The sequence below is a fragment of the Streptococcus sp. CF8_St5-17 genome, from assembly GCF_024295665.1.
Lineage (GTDB): Bacteria > Bacillota > Bacilli > Lactobacillales > Streptococcaceae > Streptococcus.
The window spans coordinates 67,342-89,235 of the sequence record NZ_JANCOU010000002.1 but is presented as its reverse complement, the minus strand read 5'-3'; the positions used below and the strand labels follow the sequence as shown (position 1 = coordinate 89,235).

Sequence of the window (21,894 nt, the reverse complement as noted above, 5' to 3'; positions counted from 1 at the left end):
GAGTAAAAGCCTCCAATAAAATATATTTTATAGATAGACAGTAGGCAATACAGTCTAACTTTCCTTACTATTTTATCAAATTTTAGCTAAATTGCAAGTGTTTTACAAAGATTTTGTGAATTATTCTTATTCTTCTTCTCGGTACTCGATTTATTGATAAAAGATAAAAAAAGAAACAGATGAATCTGTTTCTTTTTGAAAATCTTTATTTTTCTTGTACTTCTTTATGTTTTTCATAAAGTCGAACTAGGAATTTGGATATTTCTTTGAGAATCGAGTAGGTAGGAACGGCAACAATCATACCAACGACACCATAGATATTACTTGATAACAATAACAGGACGAGAATTGTAATCGGATGAACCTTCATGACACCACCCACAATTCGAGGGTATAGGATATTCCCATCTACTTGTTGGATAATCAGCATATAGATAACTGCTATTATCATCTTTTGTGGATCCGTAAACAGATTTGAAATAATCATCGGGATTAATCCAATACTCGGTCCAACATAAGGAATCAAATTGGCTAAACCAGAGAAAATAGCAAAGACTAATGCATATTTCAAGCCAATCACACTATAACCGATAAAGGCCAAACACCCAATAATAAATGCATCAATGGATACTCCACTTATGTAACGGGAAATAGTTGCATTCAAGTTTGTTATCAAACCAGATATATTGAGTTTGTCTCGTTTTAAAATAGTTCTTTCTAGCATCGGTAAGAATTTATGACCATCTAAAAGGAAATAAATCAAGAAAACCGGTGTCATAATAATAATTAAAACAGTGCTAACCAAAGCTGAAAGAACACTTCCAACACTGTTTGTTACACTATTTAAGATATTCTGTAAAATATCGATGTAAGAAAGATTTAATTGTCGGATTGTTTGTTGAATATCTAGCTCTTGGAAAGCAGGATATTTTGATAATTCTATTACTAAATCTTGGAGTCGACCATAAATACCTTGGCTAGAATTGATCAAACTACTCAACTGATTAATCAAAATCGGTAAGAGATATACTACACCTATCACCAGAGAACCAAAGAGAACAAAAAGTGTCAACAAAATCCCGATAATTCGGTTGATTTTACACTCTTTCTCTAAAAAGATAACAATTGGGTTGGTTAGGTAATACAGAAATCCTCCTAATAAGAAGGGAATCATGATTGTATTTATGACACTTACAAATGGTGTAATAATAGCACCCATTTCTCTCCATAGGTAGAAAATAAGGGTTATTAATAATATCTCAGTGGTCCAGAAGAATAATTTATTTCTCCGAAACATAAGCCACCTCCTCTTTTTCCTATTTTACCATATTTCGAAAAAGATTGATAACCTACATTATAAAAACAAGAATATTTTTTGTCTTTATGATAGAATACAATTACTATGAAGAAATTATTTTTAACATTCCTAACACTTATTTCATTTGGTTCGGCTACTACTGTTTTTGCTAAGGATTTTGATGTTGCTGCAAAACACGCCATCGCTGTTGAAGCTAATACTGGTAAGATTTTATATGAAAAAGATGCTACTCAACCTGTAGAAATTGCCTCTATCAGTAAGTTGCTAACTGTTTACTTGGTCTATGAGGCCCTAGAACAAGGTAAAATCACTCTTTCTACTCCGGTAGAAATTTCAGATTATCCCTACCAGTTGACAACCAATTCTGCGGCAAGTAACGTTCCTATGGAAGCTCGTAACTATACTGTTGAAGAGTTGTTAGAAGCAACATTGGTAACTAGTGCCAATAGTGCAGCTATCGCGTTAGCAGAAAAGGTTGCTGGATCGGAAAAAGACTTTGTAGATATGATGAAAGCCAAACTTCTTGAATGGGGAATTCAAGATGCTACCGTCGTCAATTCAACTGGTCTAAATAATGAAACTCTTGGAGATAATATCTATCCAGGTTCTAAGAAAGACGATGAAAACAAATTGAGTGCTTACGATGTTGCTGTTGTAGCTCGTAATCTGATTCTCAAATATCCTCAGGTCCTAGAAATTACCAAGAAACCTTCATCTACTTTCGCAGGAATGACCATTACTTCTACTAACTATATGTTAGAAGGAATGCCTGCTTATCGTGGTGGTATTGATGGTCTTAAGACTGGAACAACTGATAAAGCAGGAGCATCCTTTGTCGGTACAACTGTTGAAAAAGGCATGCGTATCATTACTGTTGTCCTTAACGCTGACAACCAAGATACCAACCCTTACGCTCGTTTCACAGCAACTTCAGCTCTTTTAGATTATATCTCATCCAATTTTGCTCTTCAAACAATCGTTAACCAAGGGGAAAGCTATCAAGATAGTAAATCTCCAATTTATGACGGAAAGCAAGATACTGTTACAGCAGTCGCTAAAGAAGATATAAAAATTGTCCAACGTCTCGGTAGTCGCGCACAGTCATCTATTACTTACACACCTGATAGAACTGAGCATGCTGCACCACTTGAGGCAGGTACAGTGGTTGGTCATCTGACTTATGAAGACAAAGACTTAGTTGGTCAAGGTTATATTACTACTGATAATCCAACCTTTGATATGGTTGCTGAAAAAAATGTTGAAAAAGCTTTTTTCTTAAAAGTATGGTGGAATCGTTTCGTTCGATTTGTAAATGAAAAATTATAAAAAAAAATCGCGAGAAATCGCGATTTTTTCTTTATTGATTTTTTGATAGTGTAGAGTTTTTATAGCCATAAGTAAAGTAAATAATAACTCCTACTGCTAAGGCTAATACAAATGCTATCCAAGTTTCAAGAGTATATTGAAGCATGAAGGACAGACAAATCAGAATCGATAAGATTGGTAGAAAAGGAACCAAAGGCGTTTTAAATTCTCCCTCTTTGGGCATACCCTTGTCTTTTCTCAGTTTGATAATCCCGTAGGCTAGGAGAATAAGATAGGCTAAGGTGCAGATATTGAGAAAGGCTGCGATACTTGCCAGTGGGAAAATTCCCGCTGCAATCGCTGAAACAAGACCTGTTAAAATGGTCGCATTCTTAGGGACACGACTGGTCTTAGTCACTTGTTTGAAACTCTGAGGCATGAGCCCATCACGTGCCAAACTATAAATCATTCGTGACAAGGCGTAAGTCATGGAAATACATACCGTAATCAAAGTAAAAATTGCAACGAGTGAAACATAATTAGCTGCCCAACCAATACCGATACTTCTCAGAGCAAAAGCCACTGCATCATCAACATTGAGCTTACTATAGTGAACGATACCAGTTAATATTAAGGTAACCATGGCATAGAGAATGGTTACAATGGTCAAGGATAAAACAATCCCACGTGGAATATTCTTTTGTGGATTTTGAATTTCATCAACAGCCATGGAAATAGACTCGAAACCTAGAAAACCAAAGAACATGAGTGAAGCTCCTGCCATAATCCCTGTGCTTCCACCGTAAATTTGACCAAAACCAAATGGAGCAAAGTCCGACCAGTTCTCAGGCTTGATATACCAGACTCCAACTAAGATGAATAAAGCAAGAGCAGAAAATTTCAAGACTACTAGAATCGAATTAAAACGCAAAGCTGTTTTCGAATTTAATAAGACAAGACCAGTAACGAGAAGTATGACTAAAATTGGCAGGAGATCAATATAGCTACCTTGTGCTGGGTTAAACGTCCCATTTAGAGCTTGGGGCAGAGAAATTCCATAATGGCTAAGCAAACCTTTAAAATAGGCAGCCCAACCAGATGCTACACCAGAGACTGCTGTCATAAATTCCATAATGGTTAGCCAACCAGCTATCCAAGCTGGAAATTCTCCCAAAACCACATATAAATAACTATACGCCCCACCAGTTGCTGGTACACGAGATGCAAACTCCGCAAAAAAAAGAGCAGATAAGGAAACACAGATAGCTGAGATTACGATAGAAACAACAAGGGCTGGACCTGCTAATGTAGCTGCAGCTGTTCCTGTAATGGTAAAGATACCTGTTCCCACCATAGCACCAATTCCCAAGAGAATTAAATCCCATAGTTTTAAATGACGATACATTTCAGTTTTACCTAGACTTACGTCCTTGGTTCTAAAAATATTCATAATTCATCTCCACTTACAATAATTGTTTTATTTTACCATAAAAAATGGAATTTGTGAATATTTATAAAATTGTATATAAAAAAACTGAACAAATTCATATTTGTTCAGTTTTTATTTATAATGTTTATCCGACAGATCCTTCCATTTCATAGCTAATCAAGCGGTTAAGCTCAACTGCATATTCCATTGGTAGTTCTTTGGTGAAGGGCTCTACAAATCCCATGACAATCATCTCGGTTGCCTCAGATTCTGACAAGCCACGACTCATGAGATAATAGAGTTGTTCTTCTGAAATCTTAGAAACCTTAGCTTCGTGTTCCAAAGCTACTTGTGAGTTGTGGATTTCATTAAATGGAATGGTATCTGATGCTGACAAGTCATCCATGATAATGGTATCACACTCAATGTGAGAAACAGATTTCTTAGAGTTCTTGTTAAAGGTTACTTGTCCACGATAGTCAACCTTTCCTCCACCTTTAGCGATGGATTTAGACACGATTGACGAGCTTGTATGTGGTGCACTGTGAATCATCTTAGCACCAGTATCTTGGTGTTGCCCTGCATTGGCAAAGGCAATCGAAAGCATAGTTCCACGCGCACCTTCTCCATCAAGGTAAACAGATGGGTATTTCATGGTTGTTTTGGCACCTAAGTTTCCATCAATCCACTCAACAGTCGCATCTTTCAAGGCTTTTGCACGTTTTGTTACCAAGTTATAGACATTATCAGACCAGTTTTGGATGGTTGTATAACGCATGTAAGCTCCGTCCAAGGCAAAGATTTCTACAATGGCAGCATGTAAGCTATTGCTTGAATAAGTAGGTGCTGTACATCCTTCAACATAGTGGACACTTGCTCCCTCATCAACGATGATTAAGGTACGTTCAAACTGTCCTGTATTTTCATTGTTGATACGGAAGTAGGTTTGTAGGGGAATATCAACTTTCACACCTTTAGGAACATAAATAAAGGTTCCACCTGACCATACTGCTGAGTTGAGTGCAGCCAACTTGTTATCAGTCGGAGGTACTAACTTCGCAAAGTATTGTTTAAACAAGTCTGGGTACTCTTTGAGGGCAGAATCTGTATCTGTAAAGATAATTCCTAACTTCTCAAATTCTTCCTTCATGTTATGGTAAACCACTTCTGACTCATATTGGGCAGAAGCTCCAGCTAGATAAGCACGCTCAGCTTCAGGAATCCCGATACGTTCAAAGGTTTCCTTAATCTTTTCAGGTACATCATCCCATGAACGAGCTGGTTTATCAGATGGTTTTTGGTAGTAAATCAAGTCATCAAAATCAATCTCTGACAAGTCTGCTCCCCAAGTTTGCATAGGCATTTTTTTAAAGGTTTCGTAAGATTTCAATCGGAATTCTAACATCCACTCAGGTTCACCCTTAGCAGCTGATAGCTCACGAATGACAGCTTCGTTCAATCCTTTTCCTGTCGATAGGACAGGCTCTACATCGTCATGGAAACCAAATTTATATTCACCAAGATCAATTGGTTTTGGTTCTACTCTTTCTTCAGCCATAATATCCTTTCTTTCATTCTTTATTTCTAGTGATTTATAAGACAAAGAAAGCTTGTCTTATTTGTTTTCTTGGTCTTCAATTGTTTTTTTAAGGGCATTCCAAGCTAGGGTTGCGCATTTAATTCGTTGAGGGAATTTAGCAACTCCTGATAAGAAAGCTGCATCTCCAAGTTGATCTTGACGCTCATCCTTTTGACCTTGAACCATTTCAGAAAAGATGGTTGCAAGCTCTAAGAGTTCTTGCTTGGTCTTTCCTAAGACTGCATCTGTCATCATACTAGCAGAGGCAGTTGAAATCGTACAACCAGAGTTTAGAAAAGCGATATCTTCCAAACGATCATCTGCATCAAACTTGACAGAGAGATTAATGACATCACCACAGGTTGGATTGTTAAGACTGATTTGTTCAGCATCTTCCAACCTACCTTGGTGATGGGGATTTTTCGAATGATCCGCTACCACTGCCATATAAAGGCTATCTAGTTTAGAAAGTGCCATTGAAAAACTCCTTTGTCTTTTGTAGGGCATCTACCAACTTGTCGCAATCAGCCTTGGTGTTGTAGATATAAAAACTAGCGCGAGCTGTTGCTGGAACATCCAAATATTGAAGCAAAGGTTGCGCACAATGGTGACCCGCACGAACTGCTACTCCTTCATAATCCAGAGCAGTTGCAAGGTCATGAGGATGAAGATCGCCAAGGTTAAAGGCAACGACACCTGAACGTTGTGCCAAATCTTGCGAACCGTAAATGGTCAAACCTTCAATTGCCTGCAATTTTGGAAAGACGTATGCAATCAATTCCTGTTCATGGGTTTCAATGGCATCCATACCAATCTTTTCAAGATAATCCACGGCAGCTGCAAGTCCAATAGCACCAGCCATATTGGGAGTTCCTGCCTCGAATTTCCAAGGCAATTCCTTCCAACTAGCAGATTGCTCGTAAACAAAATCAATCATCTCGCCGCCAAATTCTACTGGAGACATTTGCTCAAGATACTTTTCTTTGCCATAAAGGACACCGATACCAGTCGGACCAGCCATCTTGTGACCTGAAAAGGCAAAGAAGTCCACATCCAAATCCTGTACATCAATCTTCATATGAGGTGTAGACTGAGCACCATCCACCACCATAATAGCTCCAACTTCATGAGCCATTTGTGTGATTTCTTTGATAGGATTAACCACTCCAAGAACGTTTGATGTGTGAGCTAGTGAAACAAATTTAACTTTGTCAGTCAATTTAGAACGCAAGTCATCCATATCCAGAGCTCCATCTTTGAGATAGACATAAACAAGCTCTGCCCCAGTCTTTCGGCAAGCTTCCTGCCATGGAATAATATTGGAATGGTGTTCCATGACTGAAATCAAGACCTGGTCTCCCTCAGTCAAGATTTCTTCAGCAAAACGCGCCACCCAGTTGAGACTGGTCGTAGTTCCTCTAGTGAAGAGTACTTCCTTTGTCGAACCAGCGTTGATGAACTTACCAATGGTTTCACGAGCGGCTTCATATGATGCTGTCGCTCTCTCAGCCAAGGTATGAACACCTCGGTGGACATTGGCATTGTCCTGTTCATAGTAGCGATTAATGGCTTCCAGAACAGCTAGTGGTTTTTGTGTCGTCGCAGCATTATCCAAATAAACAAGAGGTTCGTCATTAACAATCTGATCTAAAATTGGAAAATCCTTGCGAATCACTTCTGCATCTAACATAGGCTTCCCCTTAGCGTTTTGACAATTTTTCTTCGATCGTCGCAATCATTTCATCACGAACTTCCTTGACAGGAATCTCAACGATTACAGATCCAAGGAAACCACGAACAACCAAACGTTCTGCAGTTGCCTTGTCTAATCCACGGCTCATGAGGTAGTACATGTCTTCCGGATCAACTTGACCAATAGAAGCCGCGTGACCTGCAGTGACATCATTTTCATCAATCAAAAGAATTGGGTTAGCATCTGAACGCGCTTGGTCTGAAAGCATCAGAACACGGCTTTCTTGTTGGGCATCTGCTCCCTTAGCACCCTTGATGATGTGGCCAATACCATTGAAAGTCAAAGTTGCTTTTTCAAGGATAACCCCATGTTGAAGGATATTACCGATAGAGTTGCAACCATAGTTAGTTACTCGAGTATCAATCCCCTGTACCTGACGACCGCTTGAAAGTGCTACAACTTTCAGGTCTGCATGGCTACCATTACCAATCAAGTCACTATCAAAGTCAGCAACGACATTTCCTTCGTTCATGACACCGATAGCCCAGTCAATACTTGCATCGTTGCCTAATTTACCACGGCGGCTAATGTAGGCAGTGACATTCTCACCAAGACGATCAATTGCAGCAAATTTCACTTGAGCACCAGAACGTGCAATCACTTCAACAGTGATATTAGCAGTCGCCTTAGCACTACCCTCACCGCGTGATTCTAAACGTTCGAGGTAGCTGATTTTAGAGTTTTTACCTGCAATGATCAGAATATGCTTGTTAAATGGCACATCACTATCACTATCTTGGTAGAAAATTCCTTCGATTGGTTCTGTGATTTCGACATTGTCTGGAATGTAGAGAACAGCGCCACTATTAAAGTAAGCTGTGTGGTAGGCTGCCAATTTGTCATCGTCGTATTTTACTGATGACATGAAAAATTCTTCTACGAGTTCTGGAATTTCTTCTAGAGCCGAATGGAAGTCTGTAAAGATCACCCCTTGCTCAGCCAACTCAACTGGAATTTGTTCGAAAACAGTTTGAGTTCCAACCTGCACCAATTTCAAGTGATTATCTAAAGCAGTGAAATCAGGAACATTTGCTGATGGTTCACTTTCCGTGATGGTTCCATCACCAAGATTCCAACGGTGAAATTTTACACGCTCAATGACTGGCAATTCCAAACTCTCAATCTTATCAAAAGCTTTTTGACGGAGGTCTGACAACCAGCTTGGTTCAGCGTGCATTTCTGAAAAAAGTTTAATAGTTTCTTTAGTCATTTACTTCTCCTAAAAGATACGAGGGAATTACAATTCTTCCTTGTAGTCATAGCCAAGTTCTTCAGCTAGTTTCGCGTATCCTTCACGTTCCAAGCGTGCAGCCAATTCTGGACCACCAGAAAGAACAACACGACCTTCCATCATAACGTGTACCACATCTGGTGTGATATAGTTCAAAAGACGTTGGTAGTGAGTAATGATCATAGCACCAAAACCTTCACCACGCATAGCATTCACACCTTTAGAGACAACTTTAAGGGCATCAATGTCAAGACCAGAGTCAATCTCATCTAAGAGGGCAAAAGTTGGTTCCAACATCAAGAGTTGAAGAATTTCGTTACGTTTTTTCTCACCACCTGAGAAACCTTCGTTGAGGTAACGCTCTGCCATTTCTTCTTTCATGTTGAGCAATTCCATTTTTTCGTCTAACTTAGTGATAAATTCACGAACTGAAATCTTCTCATCATCTTCTTTACCAGCATTCATAGCTGCACGAAGAAACTCAGCATTTGTAATCCCAGGAATTTCTGATGGATATTGCATGGCAAGGAAAAGTCCCATACGCGCACGCTCGTCCACTTCCAATTCAAGGATGTTTACACCGTCAAACAAGACTTCACCTTTAGTGACCTCATAGTTTGGGTTCCCCATAATAGCAGCTGAAAGAGTAGATTTACCGGTACCATTTGGTCCCATGATAGCTGCAATTTCTCCTGTTTTAAGAGTCAGATTGACCCCTTTTAAAATTTCTTTTCCTTCAATTTCAACGTGAAGATCTTTGATCTCTAATACTGGCATGATTGTTCCTTTCTTTTCATCCTTTTTACTGTATTTACCTGAAATTTAACCTTTTTAAATCCCTAGAAAAACACGGTAAAATGTCAATAAATATACCTTAATAGTATAACAAAAAAAAGCCTAAAAGGCTTTGATTTTGTCTAGAAGCTAGGAGCTACTTCTTCCCTTGAAAATGATTATCTATAGCGCTCACAATTTTACCCATGATATAACTCACGCGAAAATTTCTCAGGATCAAAATAGCCCAAAGCAAGGCCACGATATACCGTTGCTCCATGATGGATTCATTAAAGAAATAAGTCTCAGCAGCAGTAAATAAGGCCATGATAATAAATTGTTGTCTATTCATAGTCTTTTACCACAACTTCCTTTTAGTCTTCTGCTATGGTCACTTTATCTGCTAAAAATTCAAAGCCTTGAGGAAGTATGGATTCTTCGGGTTCTTCCTTATTGACCTGTTCTTGAGAACCTTTAGCTCTGCTTGAAAATGCAGCTCGAACTTCCTTCCATTCATCCATAGAAATAGCAAGAATCTCTGGAGAAAATCCAGCAGCACGACTAAGAATATTGCCAAACATGGTGTTGAGATTGTCTCGTTTCATGGTTTGACCAGCATTGAAATTCGATTCAAAAGCCAAAATCGCATGATGTTCATTTGCTGCAACAGGTTGAGAACCAGCTAAAAGCGCCTTGTCTGGTCCCGATAAGCTTTCGATGACTTCTCCCCAAGCATTCTGAAGACGGATTAAGTTTTGACGAGCTAAGTCTGGATTTTCTACCGCTTCTTGAAGAATAGACTGCACCTTGTTTCTATCTACACGATAGATGGACTTACTGTTAGTCGGACGACTTGGTGTAGAAGCAGTTTGTTTAGGATTAGAACCAACATTGGCAAGAGCTTGTTTCAAGCGTGCAACTTCTTCTCGAAGAGAAAATAGCTCTTCAGCCACTTCACCTGAAAGTTCTGATTGAGAATCAATTTCTGCTAAACGAATGGTCATCATTTCGGCATAAATTTTAGGTTGTAGGCTAGCCTTAATATCAGCTAGACTTCTAGTAGCAAGACTAATCATCTCAAACAAGACATCCTGCGGAAGAGCTAAGTTTCTCTCAAATACATCACTATGGTGAGTATTTTCTCCACCTGCTTGAACAATTAAGATATCACGTAGGTATTGTAGTAAATCGACTACAAAACGTGTCATGCTCTTCCCATTCTCAAAGATTAAGTCCAGATTTTCTAAGGCAGCTGTTACATCCTTTTGAGCTAAAGCAGCCACGTAATGATCTAAGGCACTTAGACTAATAGTACCTGTAATTTCTTCTGAGACTGCAGTTGTCAATGTAGCTTCTTGGGTTAAGCTTAATGCCTGGTCTAGAATTGACAAGGCATCCCGCATCCCACCTTCAGCTCGTCGAGCAATAATTTCAACAGCTTCTGTCTCGTAATCAATTCCTTCTTTTTCCAAAATCTGGAAGATATGATCACGAATATCTTGAGTCTTAATGGACTTAAACTCGAAGCGTTGAACACGAGACAAGATAGTTGCAGGAATTTTATGCAACTCTGTCGTTGCCAGAATAAAAACGACATTTGGAGTAGGTTCTTCCAGTGTTTTCAAAAGAGCATTAAAGGCACCTGTTGAAAGCATATGGACCTCGTCAATGATATAGACCTTATACTGAGCTATACTTGGAGCATAGGTTGATTTATCACGGATATCACGAATTTCATCAACCCCATTATTAGAAGCAGCATCCATTTCGATAACGTCTTCTAAACTTCCTTCCGTTACCGCTTGACAGATATAACAGTTATTACAAGGTTCTCCCCCTACTTGATTAGGGCAGTTCATAGCCTTGGCAAATATTTTGGCTACACTGGTTTTACCAGTTCCACGAGGCCCTGAAAATAGGTAGGCATGACTAATCTTATCCTGCTCCACAGCCTGTTTAAGTGTTCGAGCAATAACATCCTGGCCTACTAACTGTGAAAAATTTTGACTTCTATATTTTCGATAAAGCGCCTGATACATTATGCTTTCTCCTCAAACATTGAAAATTTCCATTCTGTTTTATCTAGTAAAATGGACACAAACTCTTCTAAATAGCGTTGATCAATTTCATCATAATCATCTACATGAGATGAGTCCAAATCTAATACACCCAGAAGCTGTCCATTTTTTTCCATCGGAAGTACGATCTCGCTACGAGCACTACTATCACAAGAAATATAATTTGGATAAGTCTTCACATCAGCAACGATAACCGTTTGACGGCTAGCCGCAGACTCTCCACAAACGCCTTTCCCAAGTGGGATTCTAACACATGAGATTCCACCTTGAAAAGGCCCTAAAATAAGCTCATTCCCGTCATATAAATAGAAACCTGCAAAGACAGTACGAGGGAAGTTCATTTTTAAGAGAGCACTGGCATTTGATAGATTAGCCAACACATTGGTCTCACCTTCTAAAAGTGCAGTGAGCTGAGCATTGACCATTTGATAAATTGATTCTTTTTCGGAATATAACATAAAACCATTATATCAAAAAATACTAGTTGAAAAAAGAAAAATCCCTTGTTTTAACAACAAAGGATTTGTAATTAAATCTGATTGATTAAAGTTCGATGTCTCCGAACAAGTCAGCCATTGAGAATCCAGTTTGTGTTTCTGGAAGTTCAAAGTCACGTTTTTCTTGACGTTTTGGACGACGTGGACGTGGAGCACGTTTTTCTTCGTTTTGTCCTTCTTCTTGAGCTGGACGTTCTTCAAGAGCTTTGATAGAAAGTGAAACGCGTTCTGCATCAGCATTAACATCAAGAACTTTAACAGTAACTTCTTGACCAACTGTAAGAGCTTCTTTTGGATTTTCAATACGTTTGTGTGAAATTTGTGATACGTGAACAAGTCCATCGATACCTGGCAATACTTCAACAAATGCACCGAAGTCAGTCAAACGTTTAACTGTTCCTTCTACAACGTCACCTTTAGCCAATTTTTGCTCAACGCCATCCCATGGTCCAGGTGTTGTTGCTTTAAGTGAAAGTGATACACGTCCTTCTTCTTCGTTAAGATCAAGGATTTTCACTTCAACTTCTTCACCAACAGTTACAACTGACTTTGGTGAAACGTTACGTTCGTGTGACAATTCAGTCAAGTGAACCAAGCCATCAACACCACCAAGATCGATGAAAGCACCAAAGCTTGTGATACGAGCAACTTTACCAGTTACTACATCGCCAGCAGCCAATTTACCGAATACTTCAGCACGAGCTGCTGCAGTAGCTGCTTCTACAACTTCACGACGTGAAAGGATGAAGCGGTTTTCTTTAGGGTCAACTTCTTTGATTTTAGCTTCAAATTCTTGACCTACAAAACGCTCAGTGTTACGTACGAAACGAGTATCCAACATTGAAGCTGGGATAAATCCACGCAACCCTTCAAATTCTACTGAAAGTCCACCTTTAACAGCGCGAGTTCCTTTAACTGTAACAACTTCTTCTTCGCGTCCTACAAGTTTGTCCCATGCTTTGCGAGCTTCAAGGCGTTTTTTAGATACAAGGTATGTTACTGTATCAGTATCTTTACCAACTACTTGACGAAGTACAAGAACGTCAAATACTTCACCTACTTTTACAAAGTCATTGATATCTGCATCGCGATCGTTTGTCAATTCGCGAAGAGTCAAGACACCTTCAACACCAGTTCCTGAGATTGCAACGTTAGCTTGATTAGCATCAACTGTCAATACTTCAGCACTAACAACATCACCAGGTTCAACTTGGCTAACGCTATTTAGCAAATCTTCAAATTCATTCATCTAAAAAATCCTCCAACAATCAAGTTTTTTAACTTGACATACTTATAATTTTTTTCCTAAGCACCCGCAACGACATGAACATCTCGAACGTCCTTCAATTATAAAAATAAAATACCCTAAGATATTTTTCTTTTTATCTTGAATTTATTACCTAAGAACTGGGGTAGCTGGATTCGAACCAACGCATGAGGGAGTCAAAGTCCCTTGCCTTACCGCTTGGCTATACCCCAAAAGTGAAATGGAGAGAGAGGGATTCGAACCCCCGAACCCGAAGGAGCGGATTTACAGTCCGCCGCGTTTAGCCTCTTCGCTATCTCTCCGATAATGAACAAAACCTATTATATCATGAAAAATTGCAAAAAACAAGCACTATTTTGCTAAATTATAGTTTTCAATCAATATTTCCACAGCTTTTTCAAGATTTTTGTAAAAACTATCGACATTTCCATTCTTTATAATAGCAAATTGGTTATCTAGTTCGGCAATTTCACCAATCAATTTTTTGCCAATCGTTAATGTATAACCATCGTAGTTATCTTTTCCAACTGCTACTTTAGCATCTGACAATTGAATCTCAATTTTTTTATCTTTTTTACTCATACCATACCTCTTTTCACTTTTTCTATTTTACAAGAAATTCCCCAATCTCGCAAGAAAAAACTCTCTATAAAGCTTATCTTGATAGAGAGTTCAATGAATAAAATAGAAAATTTTTTAATTTGAAAATTGAATCATTAGTGAGTCGCCCCTCCGACCAACTTCAAATCTTTATCTTTATGGTCTACGATAGCAGCAATCGCAGCTTCGATACCTCGGACAATATCTCTTAAGCACATGGATGCAGTATTAGGCTTATTTACCACTTGTTCGGTCATATAGGGAATATGCATAAAACCTGCTCTCATATTGGGAAATTTCTTATCCGCTAAATAGAGAACCTGATACATCAAATGGTTGCAAACAAAGGTTCCTGCTGAATTGGATACTGAAGCTGGTAGTCCTTCCTCTTTTATGGCTTGTACCATTGCTTTGATAGGGAGCGTGCTAAAATAGGCAGCTTCTCCATCTAGGCGAATAGGTGTGTCAATCGGTTGATTCCCTTGGTTATCTGGAATTCTTGCATCATCTTGATTGATGGCAACTCGTTCAGGAGTTAAACCAGCTCTACCTCCTGCTTGTCCGATGCAGAGTACAACATCTGGTTGATAACGGACAATTTCTGCTTCTAAAACCTCTGCTGATTGATAAAAGACTGTTGGAATCTCTACCCAGCGTATCTCCGCTCCATGAATTACAGACGGCAATGATTTAACTGCTTCCAGAGCTGGATTGACCTTTTCACCACCGAAAGGATCAAAACCTGTAACTAATATTTTCATTTTATTTCCTTTGCTAAAACGCCAAATAGTACATTAAAAATACATGTAGGATTATCATGATAACAGCCACTCCTACTTGCGCTTTGATAACGCCATTTGGATCTTTCATCTCCAAAAGTGCTGCCGGTAATGCATTAAAGTTAGCAGCCATTGGAGTCAATAAGGTTCCACAACAACCAGCTGTCATTGCCAAGGCAGCAGCTACGATTGGATCAGCTCCCAAGGCAAATACAAAGGGAACACCAATCCCAGCTGTAATGACTGTGAAAGCAGCAAATGCATTCCCCATTATCATGGAAAATAGAACCATCCCAATGACATAAGCTACTACTCCCATAAAACGACTACCCGAAGGCACTAGACCGCTTATCAAATGCGAAATCAAGTCTCCCACTCCTGCTACGGTAAAAATCGCACCCAAAGCTCCTAAAAGCTGAGGAACAATACCACTGGTTGAAACTTGTTGGACCATTCGATTGTTTTCTGCTAATAAGCTCTTAGGAGAACTCTTGGTAATGAAAAGAAGAGACAGGGTTGCAAAAAATGCTGCAAGGCTGATAGCTATCTTACTAAACTCAGGAATTACTTTTGCTAATACTAAAGCAATCAAAGCCATTAACATGACTGGGATAAAAATTTTATTCTTTAATCGTTTGGCTTCAATATTTGCCTTGACTTCATCCAGAGACGGCAAGGTTCCGATACGAATCTGTTTAAAGAGCGTCAGTAGGGCTAAGAGCACTACAATAGTACCAATCAAGATCGATGGTAAATAGGAACCACCAATAAAACTGATACCCAATAAAGCCCAAAACCCAGCTGTTCCAAAGCGAACTGGGTTTGTTTTATCTCTATAGCTACAATAAGCCGTATGAAGGAATTGACAACCAATCACAATATAGGTCAACTCTAATAACTGTCTTGCTAGATTGGTCATTCTTCTTTCCCTTTACTAAGCTTATTAGTTAGCAGTTTTTTATCAAACAAGTAATTGTAAATCCCTACTACAATAAGGGCAACTCCTGCAATAATAAGTGAAGCCGAAGCGATGCCTGCATAATTACTTTCGTAACCTAATTGGTCCAGAGTGCCCCCAACTAAGAGGACACCACCTGCACCAACGAAAGTATTCTGAGCAAAGAAATTTGCAAAATTATCATTTGCTGCTGCACGCGCTTTTAGCGCTTCGCTTTCCTGCTCTGTTAATTTTCTACCTAATTGTAACTCTGCTGCTGCCTGTCCCATGGGTTGAACCAAGGGTCTCACAAACTGCGGATGTCCTCCGATACGAATGGCAAAGAAGCTGTCAAGTTCCCGAAAAAAGAAATAAACGGTATAAAAACTTCCTACGGTCAGCCCCTTTATCCTTTGAATCAAATCAATCGACCGTTGCTTGAGGCCAAAAGTTTCAGATAAACCTACCAGGGGCAAGGTTACCATAAAAATCGTTAGAACTCGTTGATTGCTAAATTCTTTTCCCAAAATTTCTAAGAATTCAACAAGAGAAACTCCAGAAACTAGAGCTGTAACTAAACTAGCTAAGACTACCGTTGCAATGGTATCTAACTTATAGATAAAACCAATCACAATGATAACTATTCCTATTAGTTTAATCCATTCCATATAGGCCCCTTTATTCCAAAAATTCTAGTCTGTTTTATTTGACATGACTTTCTAGCTCTTTTTGGTATTTACTGTTTGATTCCAATTTTTCTTTTTGCCATTTTTCAAGAGCTGCTTGATATTCTTTAGCAGATACAATCTCTTTTTGCAATTTCATTCCCTTGAAGATATATGGATCACCCTTGATACCTACTTGTGAGTAAGGTTTAGAGAATGGAACAACGTTGCTGACAACTGGTGAACCACCTGATGAAGCTGTTGGCATCAAGAGAGAGCTATCAGTGAGCCAAGCTTGAGCTTTAGCATATTTTTCATATCTCTTGTCTAAATCGTTTGTCTCAGAAACTGCATCATCCAAGAGTTTCTTGTATTCGTCCAGACCAAGTTGAGCTACTACTTCCTTGTCTTTACCTTTCGTAATACCAAGGTGTTTCATAGCAGAACCAGTCTTAGGATCCATGATATTTAGATAACTTGCTGGGTCTTGATAGCTTGGAGCCCAACCAGTACTATTCAAGTCATAGTCTTTCTGAGCAGGAACACGTGCTTGTGATGTAATACTTTCCTTTTCATTGTCAGTCATCTGAAGGACGTCAATCACGACATTTTCAGAACCAAGAGTTGACTCAATTGATTGTTTAAAGGAATTGCTTTGTTGAACTGCAATTGTATCTGTTTGCTCAACTGGAACATCCAAGTGAATTGGGAAAGTTACACCTTTTGCTTCCAATTCTTTCTTAGCTTTCTCAAATGAAGCTTTGGCTTTATCAGGATTGTAGATGGTATCTTTTCCGTCTACAAGCTCAACGCCTTTCCATTGGTCGCCGTAGTTGACCAATTCTGCTTGAGCGATGTCACCAAAGTTTTTACCGCCAGATTGTACAAAGTTATCTGGAACTAGGCTGTTACGAATAATCTTATCCGCACCATCTTCACCATTGAGCTGTGCAGCATATGAGTGACGGTTGAAGGCAAAGTTGATTGCTTGACGGAAGTCCTTGTTCAACATTGCTTCTTTTGTAGAAGTTTTCTGTTCTTCACTTGTTTTCGCTGTCTTATTATATGATTGACGGTTTACGTTAAACGTGAAGTAATAACTAGTTGAATCCTGTGGACTGTAGGTGATTTTATCTCCGTATTGTTCTAAAGTAGAAGCAAAGTTTGAGCTACTTGGGAAGATACGAGCTGTTGTATAAACGCCTGAAGAGAAGCTACGGATCAATGATTCTTGGTCTGAACCATCATAGTAGGTCAATTTAATCTTCTCGATTTTAACTTTCTCTTTATCCCAATAATTTGGATTCTTTTCGTATTCGATTAAAGATTTTGAAGTCAAAGTCTTCAAGATATAAGGACCGTTATAAAGGATACCAGATGGGCTGACTGCTCCGTAATTTTTACCTGAAGCTTTGAGGAATTCTTCATTTACCGGCAACATAGTTGCTGAGGTCACTTTTGAATTCCAGAAACTTTCAGGTGCATTAAGAGTGTACTGGACTGTGTAATCGTCCAACGCCTTAACCCCAACTGTTGAGAAGTCGTTAGTCTCACCAGTCATATATTCATTCAAGCCCTTGATGGAGTTTTGAATAAGAGTGACACCGTCTGATTTACCATCTGCAACGTGTTTCAATCCTGTAACAAAGTCATGTGCAGTTACTTCAGCGTATTCTTCACCCTCTGAAGTATACCATTTAACTCCTTTACGAAGTTTATAAGTATAAGTTAAACCGTCTTGTGAGACGCTCCAATCCTCAGCTAGAGATGGAACCAAATTTCCGTATTCGTCATTTTCCAACAAACCATCAACAACGTTACCAATGATATCCGTTGTTGAAGTACGAGTTGCGATACTGTAGTCCAAAGATGATGGGTCTACACCATAGACATAAGAGAAGGTTGTAGGTGCGTCTGCTTCCTTGTCAGCTTTACCACAAGCCACAAGAAGAACTGCTGTACTCAGGACAACTCCTGCTGTTAACATCCACTTTTTCGTTTTCATAAAGATCTCCTTTAATAATTTTTAATCTACTTTTACAATCCAGCCTTCTGGTGCTTCAATGTCACCAAATTGGATACCTGTCAATTCATCGTATAGTTTACGAGTCACTGGACCAACCTCTGTTTCACTGTAGAAAACATGGAAGTCATCACCGTGTTGGATTCCCCCAATAGGTGAAATTACGGCTGCAGTACCACAGGCACCTGCTTCTACAAATCGATCCAGACTATCAATTGGTACATCTCCCTCAACAGGTTTCAAGCCCAATCGATGCTCTGCCAAGTAAAGTAATGAGTACTTGGTAATCGATGGCAAGATTGATGGACTCAATGGCGTTACAAACTCATTATCAGCTGTAATCCCAAAGAAGTTAGCCGAGCCTACTTCTTCAATCTTGGTGTGGGTTGATGGGTCAAGATAAATAACATCTGAGAAATGACGGGATTTAGCCACTTTTCCTGGCAAAAGACTAGCTGCATAGTTCCCACCGACCTTGGCAGCTCCTGTCCCATTTGGTGCAGCACGGTCATACTCGTCTTGAATCAAGAAGTTTGTTGGAATCAAACCACCTTTAAAGTAATTTCCAACTGGCATGGCAAAGATCGTAAAAATATACTCCTCAGCTGGTTTTACCCCAATGATATCTCCAACACCAATCAAAAGCGGACGGAGGTAGAGAGTTCCACCAGTTCCATAAGGTGGTACGTATTCCTCATTGGCACGAACAACTGCTTTACATGCTTCTACAAACATTTCTGTTGGAACTTGTGGCATCAAGAGACGATCACAGGTGCGTTGCAGACGTTTGGCATTTTCATCTGGACGAAAGAGTTGAATACTGCCATCCTTGGTACGATAAGCTTTTAATCCTTCAAATGCTTGTTGTCCATAGTGAAGACTTGGAGATGATTCTGAAATGTGAAGAGTTGAGTCCTCGGTTAATTCTCCTTGTGTCCATTGTCCATCTTTAAAATAAGCGATATAACGATAAGGTAGTTTCATATAGGAAAAACCGAGATTTTCCCAATCGATTGTAACTGTCATCCATTTCTCCTTTATTCTAATCAAGCTTTGTGTTCTATTCTACACTATTCTCCTAAAAATTCAAGTATTATTTGTAATTTTCTGAAAATTTTGCTTATAAAAAATCAGTCACTAGGACTGATTTTCTTATTAATTATCTTTTTCTTCTTTAAAGACTTCTTTGAGGTAAGCATCGAAAACTTCCTCGTCTGAAATAGTATCTGAGATAAAGCTTCCGTTGCTAGTACGTTCTGATAGATTCAAATCTTGTAGGATTACTTCGTAAATCGTTCCATTATTTGATTGGATGACAAGAGTTTGTTCTCCATCTTCTACTTCTGTACTAAAGAGATCTCCAATAAATCCTTTTTCTGATACAGCACCAGCCAAGAAGACGCGATGCGGTTTGTTCTTCAATTCTCTCAGAACCTGAAGACCACGCTTAGCACGACTGGTTGCTGGGATTTCCACTGTCGATACACGTTTCAAGCTTCCACGTTGCGTTAGAAGATAGAAGGATGAAGTGTTGCAGATAAAGGCAGATTGAAGTACATCGTCTGCTTTCAGATTCATAGCTTTGACACCTGCAGCCTTAGATCCTACAACTGGAACCTCTTCAATATTAAAGCGAAGGGCATAACCATTTTTACTGATTAATAGGACATCATCTAGCTTGATTGGTGCTACTGCTACAATCTGGTCACTATCGTCTTTCAACTTAGCGAATTTAACAGATTTAGAACGGTAGGTTCTCCATGGAGAGAATTCTTTACGTTCTACACGTTTGATTTGTCCAAGGCGAGTTGCTGCAAAGTAGGTTGTCGCATCCTCAAACTGATCCACAACTTCGACGTAAAGTACTTCTTCATTGGTTTCAAAGTTGGTAATCGTTTGACTCAAGTGCTCCCCGATATCCTTCCAACGAATGTCTGACAACTCATGGACTGGTCGGTAAATGACATTCCCAAGCGTTGTAAAGATTAAGAGGTGCTGAGTGGTTTTAACTGATTGAACAAATAGCAATCGGTCATCATCCCGTTTCCCAATTTCTTCTAAGGTAGAAGCTGCGAAAGAACGAGGACTAGTACGCTTGATGTAACCTGCCTTAGTCACGCTTACGTAAGTATCTTCTTCAGCGATTAGACTAGCTGTATCAATCTCGATGACTTTTGCTGTATCTTCTAAAGTACTCAAACGTGGAGTCGCAAATTTCTTCTTGACCTCACGGAGTTCTTTCTTCATGAGATTGTACATAGTTCGTTCGTCACCGATGATAGCTGCAAGCATAGCAATCTTCTCACGAAGTTCTGCTTCTTCTTCTTGCAAGACAACCACGTCTGTATTCGTTAAACGATAAAGTTGCAAAGTAACGATAGCTTCAGCTTGTTCTTCCGTAAATTCATAGCTGACCTTGAGGTTTTCCTTGGCGTCAGCCTTATTCTCAGAAGCACGGATAAGGGCAATGACTTCATCCAAAATAGAGATAACGCGAATCAAACCTTCCACGATATGGAGACGTTTTTCAGCCTTTTCCTTATCAAAGCGAGAACGTGCCAATATAACTTCACGACGGTGGGCAATATAACTAGACAAGATTGGCACAATCCCAACCTGACGAGGTGTGAAATTGTCAATCGCCACCATGTTGAAGTTGTAGTTGATTTGCAAGTCAGTGTATTTGAAAAGGTAGTTGAGAACAAGTTCCGTGTTCGCATCTTTTTTGAGTTCTATAGCGATGCGAAGACCATCACGGTCAGACTCATCACGAACCTCAGCGATACCTGCCACCTTGTTATTGACACGGACTTCATCTATTTTCTTGACCAAGTTAGCCTTATTGATTTCATAAGGAATCTCAGTGATAACGATTTGTTCCTTACCACCTTTAAGCTTCTCAATTTCTGTCTTAGAACGAACAACCACGCGCCCTTTACCAGTTTCATAGGCCTTTTTGATTTCGTCACGACCTTGGATAATGGCACCAGTAGGGAAATCTGGCCCAGGCAAGAATTCCATGAGCTTTTCAACCTTAGCAGTCGGGTGATCAATCATATAAACCGTAGCTTCAATAACTTCGGCCAAATTATGCGGTGGAATATCTGTGGCATAACCAGCCGAAATTCCAGTTGAACCATTGACTAAAAGGTTTGGAAAAGCCGCTGGCAAGACTGTTGGCTCTTTCTCGGTATCGTCAAAGTTCCAAGCAAAAGGAACTGTCTTTTTCTCGATATCCTGAAGAAGGTAGCCTGCAATCTCAGACAAACGGGCCTCGGTATAACGCATAGCCGCAGGCGGATCCCCGTCCATAGAACCGTTGTTACCATGCATTTCAACTAGAATCTCACGGTTTTTCCAGTCCTGAGACATACGGACCATGGCATCATAGATAGAAGAATCTCCGTGTGGGTGGAAATTACCCATAATGTTCCCGACAGACTTGGCTGATTTACGATAACTCTTATCAAAAGTATTACCATCCTTATTCATCGAATAAAGAATACGGCGTTGAACCGGCTTCAATCCATCACGAATGTCTGGCAAAGCCCGGTCTTGAATGATGTATTTGGAGTAGCGCCCAAAGCGCTCTCCCATGATGTCCTCAAGGGACATGTTTTGAATGTTACTCATATAGGATACAAAGCCCGTAAAATGCA

19 protein-coding genes and 2 tRNA genes are annotated in these 21,894 nt (G+C 39.5%); 1 reads left to right on the top strand and 20 read right to left on the bottom strand.

Annotated features, from left to right (window positions below):
* Positions 1-205: 205 nt before the first annotated feature.
* A complete protein-coding gene (locus tag NMM19_RS02745; protein ID WP_178894887.1) occupies positions 206-1,297 on the bottom strand; it encodes an AI-2E family transporter in 1,092 nt (363 codons plus the stop codon).
* A gap of 105 nt (positions 1,298-1,402) precedes the next feature.
* Between NMM19_RS02745 and pbp3 the strand changes: the two genes are divergently transcribed.
* The gene (pbp3, locus tag NMM19_RS02740) at positions 1,403-2,644 is read left to right on the top strand and encodes a D-alanyl-D-alanine carboxypeptidase PBP3 (RefSeq protein ID WP_178894886.1); all 1,242 of its coding nucleotides are present in this window, start codon (positions 1,403-1,405) and stop codon (positions 2,642-2,644) included.
* Between the two features lie 31 nt (positions 2,645-2,675).
* Here pbp3 and NMM19_RS02735 read toward each other — a convergent pair whose 3' ends face one another.
* From NMM19_RS02735 to parC, 19 genes are all read right to left on the bottom strand, one after another.
* Complete coding sequence (locus tag NMM19_RS02735; protein ID WP_254729835.1) at positions 2,676-4,073, bottom strand: APC family permease; 1,398 nt, start codon at positions 4,071-4,073, stop codon at positions 2,676-2,678.
* A gap of 124 nt (positions 4,074-4,197) precedes the next feature.
* A complete protein-coding gene (gene sufB / locus NMM19_RS02730; RefSeq protein WP_254729832.1) occupies positions 4,198-5,610 on the bottom strand; it encodes a Fe-S cluster assembly protein SufB in 1,413 nt (470 codons plus the stop codon).
* Positions 5,611-5,667: 57 nt separating this feature from the next.
* A complete protein-coding gene (gene sufU / locus NMM19_RS02725; protein WP_254729829.1) occupies positions 5,668-6,108 on the bottom strand; it encodes a Fe-S cluster assembly sulfur transfer protein SufU in 441 nt (146 codons plus the stop codon).
* The gene (locus tag NMM19_RS02720; RefSeq protein WP_006153247.1) at positions 6,095-7,321 is read right to left on the bottom strand and encodes a cysteine desulfurase; all 1,227 of its coding nucleotides are present in this window, start codon (positions 7,319-7,321) and stop codon (positions 6,095-6,097) included. The genes sufU and NMM19_RS02720 overlap by 14 nt, the downstream gene beginning before the upstream one ends.
* 10 nt (positions 7,322-7,331) lie before the next feature.
* Entirely contained in the window at positions 7,332-8,594 is a 1,263-nt protein-coding gene (gene sufD, locus NMM19_RS02715) for a Fe-S cluster assembly protein SufD (RefSeq protein WP_254729826.1), read from the bottom strand.
* 27 nt (positions 8,595-8,621) lie between these two features.
* Positions 8,622-9,392: a Fe-S cluster assembly ATPase SufC gene (gene sufC, locus NMM19_RS02710; protein WP_254729823.1), complete on the bottom strand. Its 771-nt coding sequence runs from the start codon at positions 9,390-9,392 to the stop codon at positions 8,622-8,624.
* A gap of 154 nt (positions 9,393-9,546) precedes the next feature.
* Positions 9,547-9,741 (bottom strand): DUF3272 family protein, encoded by a 195-nt coding sequence (locus NMM19_RS02705; protein ID WP_254725655.1) that lies wholly within the window; start codon positions 9,739-9,741, stop codon positions 9,547-9,549.
* A gap of 22 nt (positions 9,742-9,763) precedes the next feature.
* A complete protein-coding gene (gene dnaX / locus NMM19_RS02700; RefSeq protein WP_254729820.1) occupies positions 9,764-11,428 on the bottom strand; it encodes a DNA polymerase III subunit gamma/tau in 1,665 nt (554 codons plus the stop codon).
* Positions 11,428-11,925: a GAF domain-containing protein gene (locus NMM19_RS02695; protein WP_254729813.1), complete on the bottom strand. Its 498-nt coding sequence runs from the start codon at positions 11,923-11,925 to the stop codon at positions 11,428-11,430. Before NMM19_RS02695 ends, dnaX begins: the two co-directional genes overlap by 1 nt.
* An 85-nt stretch (positions 11,926-12,010) precedes the next feature.
* Positions 12,011-13,213 carry a 30S ribosomal protein S1 gene (rpsA, locus tag NMM19_RS02690; protein ID WP_004253232.1) on the bottom strand — a complete coding sequence of 401 codons (1,203 nt, stop codon included), beginning with the start codon at positions 13,211-13,213 and terminating at the stop codon, positions 12,011-12,013.
* A gap of 158 nt (positions 13,214-13,371) precedes the next feature.
* A tRNA-Gln gene (locus NMM19_RS02685) sits at positions 13,372-13,443 on the bottom strand.
* A 9-nt stretch (positions 13,444-13,452) separates the two neighbouring features.
* Positions 13,453-13,533 (bottom strand) — tRNA-Tyr (locus tag NMM19_RS02680).
* 49 nt (positions 13,534-13,582) lie between these two features.
* Complete coding sequence (locus tag NMM19_RS02675) at positions 13,583-13,813, bottom strand: DUF2969 domain-containing protein (protein ID WP_254729810.1); 231 nt, start codon at positions 13,811-13,813, stop codon at positions 13,583-13,585.
* A gap of 134 nt (positions 13,814-13,947) precedes the next feature.
* Positions 13,948-14,592 (bottom strand): pyroglutamyl-peptidase I, encoded by a 645-nt coding sequence (gene pcp / locus NMM19_RS02670; RefSeq protein ID WP_254729808.1) that lies wholly within the window; start codon positions 14,590-14,592, stop codon positions 13,948-13,950.
* Between the two features lie 13 nt (positions 14,593-14,605).
* Complete coding sequence (locus NMM19_RS02665; protein ID WP_254729805.1) at positions 14,606-15,529, bottom strand: DUF979 domain-containing protein; 924 nt, start codon at positions 15,527-15,529, stop codon at positions 14,606-14,608.
* Positions 15,526-16,215: a 5-oxoproline transporter, DUF969 family subunit gene (locus tag NMM19_RS02660; RefSeq protein WP_254729802.1), complete on the bottom strand. Its 690-nt coding sequence runs from the start codon at positions 16,213-16,215 to the stop codon at positions 15,526-15,528. Before NMM19_RS02660 ends, NMM19_RS02665 begins: the two co-directional genes overlap by 4 nt.
* 34 nt (positions 16,216-16,249) lie before the next feature.
* Entirely contained in the window at positions 16,250-18,217 is a 1,968-nt protein-coding gene (locus NMM19_RS02655) for a peptide ABC transporter substrate-binding protein (RefSeq protein WP_254729799.1), read from the bottom strand.
* A 21-nt stretch (positions 18,218-18,238) separates the two neighbouring features.
* On the bottom strand, positions 18,239-19,261 hold the full coding sequence (locus tag NMM19_RS02650) for a branched-chain amino acid aminotransferase (RefSeq protein ID WP_178894871.1): 1,023 nt from the start codon (positions 19,259-19,261) through the stop codon (positions 18,239-18,241).
* A gap of 129 nt (positions 19,262-19,390) precedes the next feature.
* On the bottom strand, positions 19,391-21,868 hold the full coding sequence (parC, locus tag NMM19_RS02645) for a DNA topoisomerase IV subunit A (RefSeq protein WP_254729797.1): 2,478 nt from the start codon (positions 21,866-21,868) through the stop codon (positions 19,391-19,393).
* Positions 21,869-21,894: the final 26 nt, after the last annotated feature.

Excerpts from the sequence above, each read along its gene's own strand:
- NMM19_RS02745 (WP_178894887.1), bottom strand. The coding sequence starts at position 1,297 with ATGTTTCGGAGAAATAAATTATTCTTCTGGACCACTGAGATATTATTA.
- pbp3 (WP_178894886.1), top strand. The coding sequence starts at position 1,403 with ATGAAGAAATTATTTTTAACATTCCTAACACTTATTTCATTTGGTTCG.
- NMM19_RS02735 (WP_254729835.1), bottom strand. The coding sequence starts at position 4,073 with ATGAATATTTTTAGAACCAAGGACGTAAGTCTAGGTAAAACTGAAATG.
- sufB (WP_254729832.1), bottom strand. The coding sequence starts at position 5,610 with ATGGCTGAAGAAAGAGTAGAACCAAAACCAATTGATCTTGGTGAATAT.
- sufU (WP_254729829.1), bottom strand. The coding sequence starts at position 6,108 with ATGGCACTTTCTAAACTAGATAGCCTTTATATGGCAGTGGTAGCGGAT.
- NMM19_RS02720 (WP_006153247.1), bottom strand. The coding sequence starts at position 7,321 with ATGTTAGATGCAGAAGTGATTCGCAAGGATTTTCCAATTTTAGATCAG.
- sufD (WP_254729826.1), bottom strand. The coding sequence starts at position 8,594 with ATGACTAAAGAAACTATTAAACTTTTTTCAGAAATGCACGCTGAACCA.
- sufC (WP_254729823.1), bottom strand. The coding sequence starts at position 9,392 with ATGCCAGTATTAGAGATCAAAGATCTTCACGTTGAAATTGAAGGAAAA.
- NMM19_RS02705 (WP_254725655.1), bottom strand. The coding sequence starts at position 9,741 with ATGAATAGACAACAATTTATTATCATGGCCTTATTTACTGCTGCTGAG.
- dnaX (WP_254729820.1), bottom strand. The coding sequence starts at position 11,428 with ATGTATCAGGCGCTTTATCGAAAATATAGAAGTCAAAATTTTTCACAG.
- NMM19_RS02695 (WP_254729813.1), bottom strand. The coding sequence starts at position 11,925 with ATGTTATATTCCGAAAAAGAATCAATTTATCAAATGGTCAATGCTCAG.
- rpsA (WP_004253232.1), bottom strand. The coding sequence starts at position 13,213 with ATGAATGAATTTGAAGATTTGCTAAATAGCGTTAGCCAAGTTGAACCT.
- NMM19_RS02675 (WP_254729810.1), bottom strand. The coding sequence starts at position 13,813 with ATGAGTAAAAAAGATAAAAAAATTGAGATTCAATTGTCAGATGCTAAA.
- pcp (WP_254729808.1), bottom strand. The coding sequence starts at position 14,592 with ATGAAAATATTAGTTACAGGTTTTGATCCTTTCGGTGGTGAAAAGGTC.
- NMM19_RS02665 (WP_254729805.1), bottom strand. The coding sequence starts at position 15,529 with ATGACCAATCTAGCAAGACAGTTATTAGAGTTGACCTATATTGTGATT.
- NMM19_RS02660 (WP_254729802.1), bottom strand. The coding sequence starts at position 16,215 with ATGGAATGGATTAAACTAATAGGAATAGTTATCATTGTGATTGGTTTT.
- NMM19_RS02655 (WP_254729799.1), bottom strand. The coding sequence starts at position 18,217 with ATGAAAACGAAAAAGTGGATGTTAACAGCAGGAGTTGTCCTGAGTACA.
- NMM19_RS02650 (WP_178894871.1), bottom strand. The coding sequence starts at position 19,261 with ATGACAGTTACAATCGATTGGGAAAATCTCGGTTTTTCCTATATGAAA.
- parC (WP_254729797.1), bottom strand. The coding sequence starts at position 21,868 with ATGAGTAACATTCAAAACATGTCCCTTGAGGACATCATGGGAGAGCGC.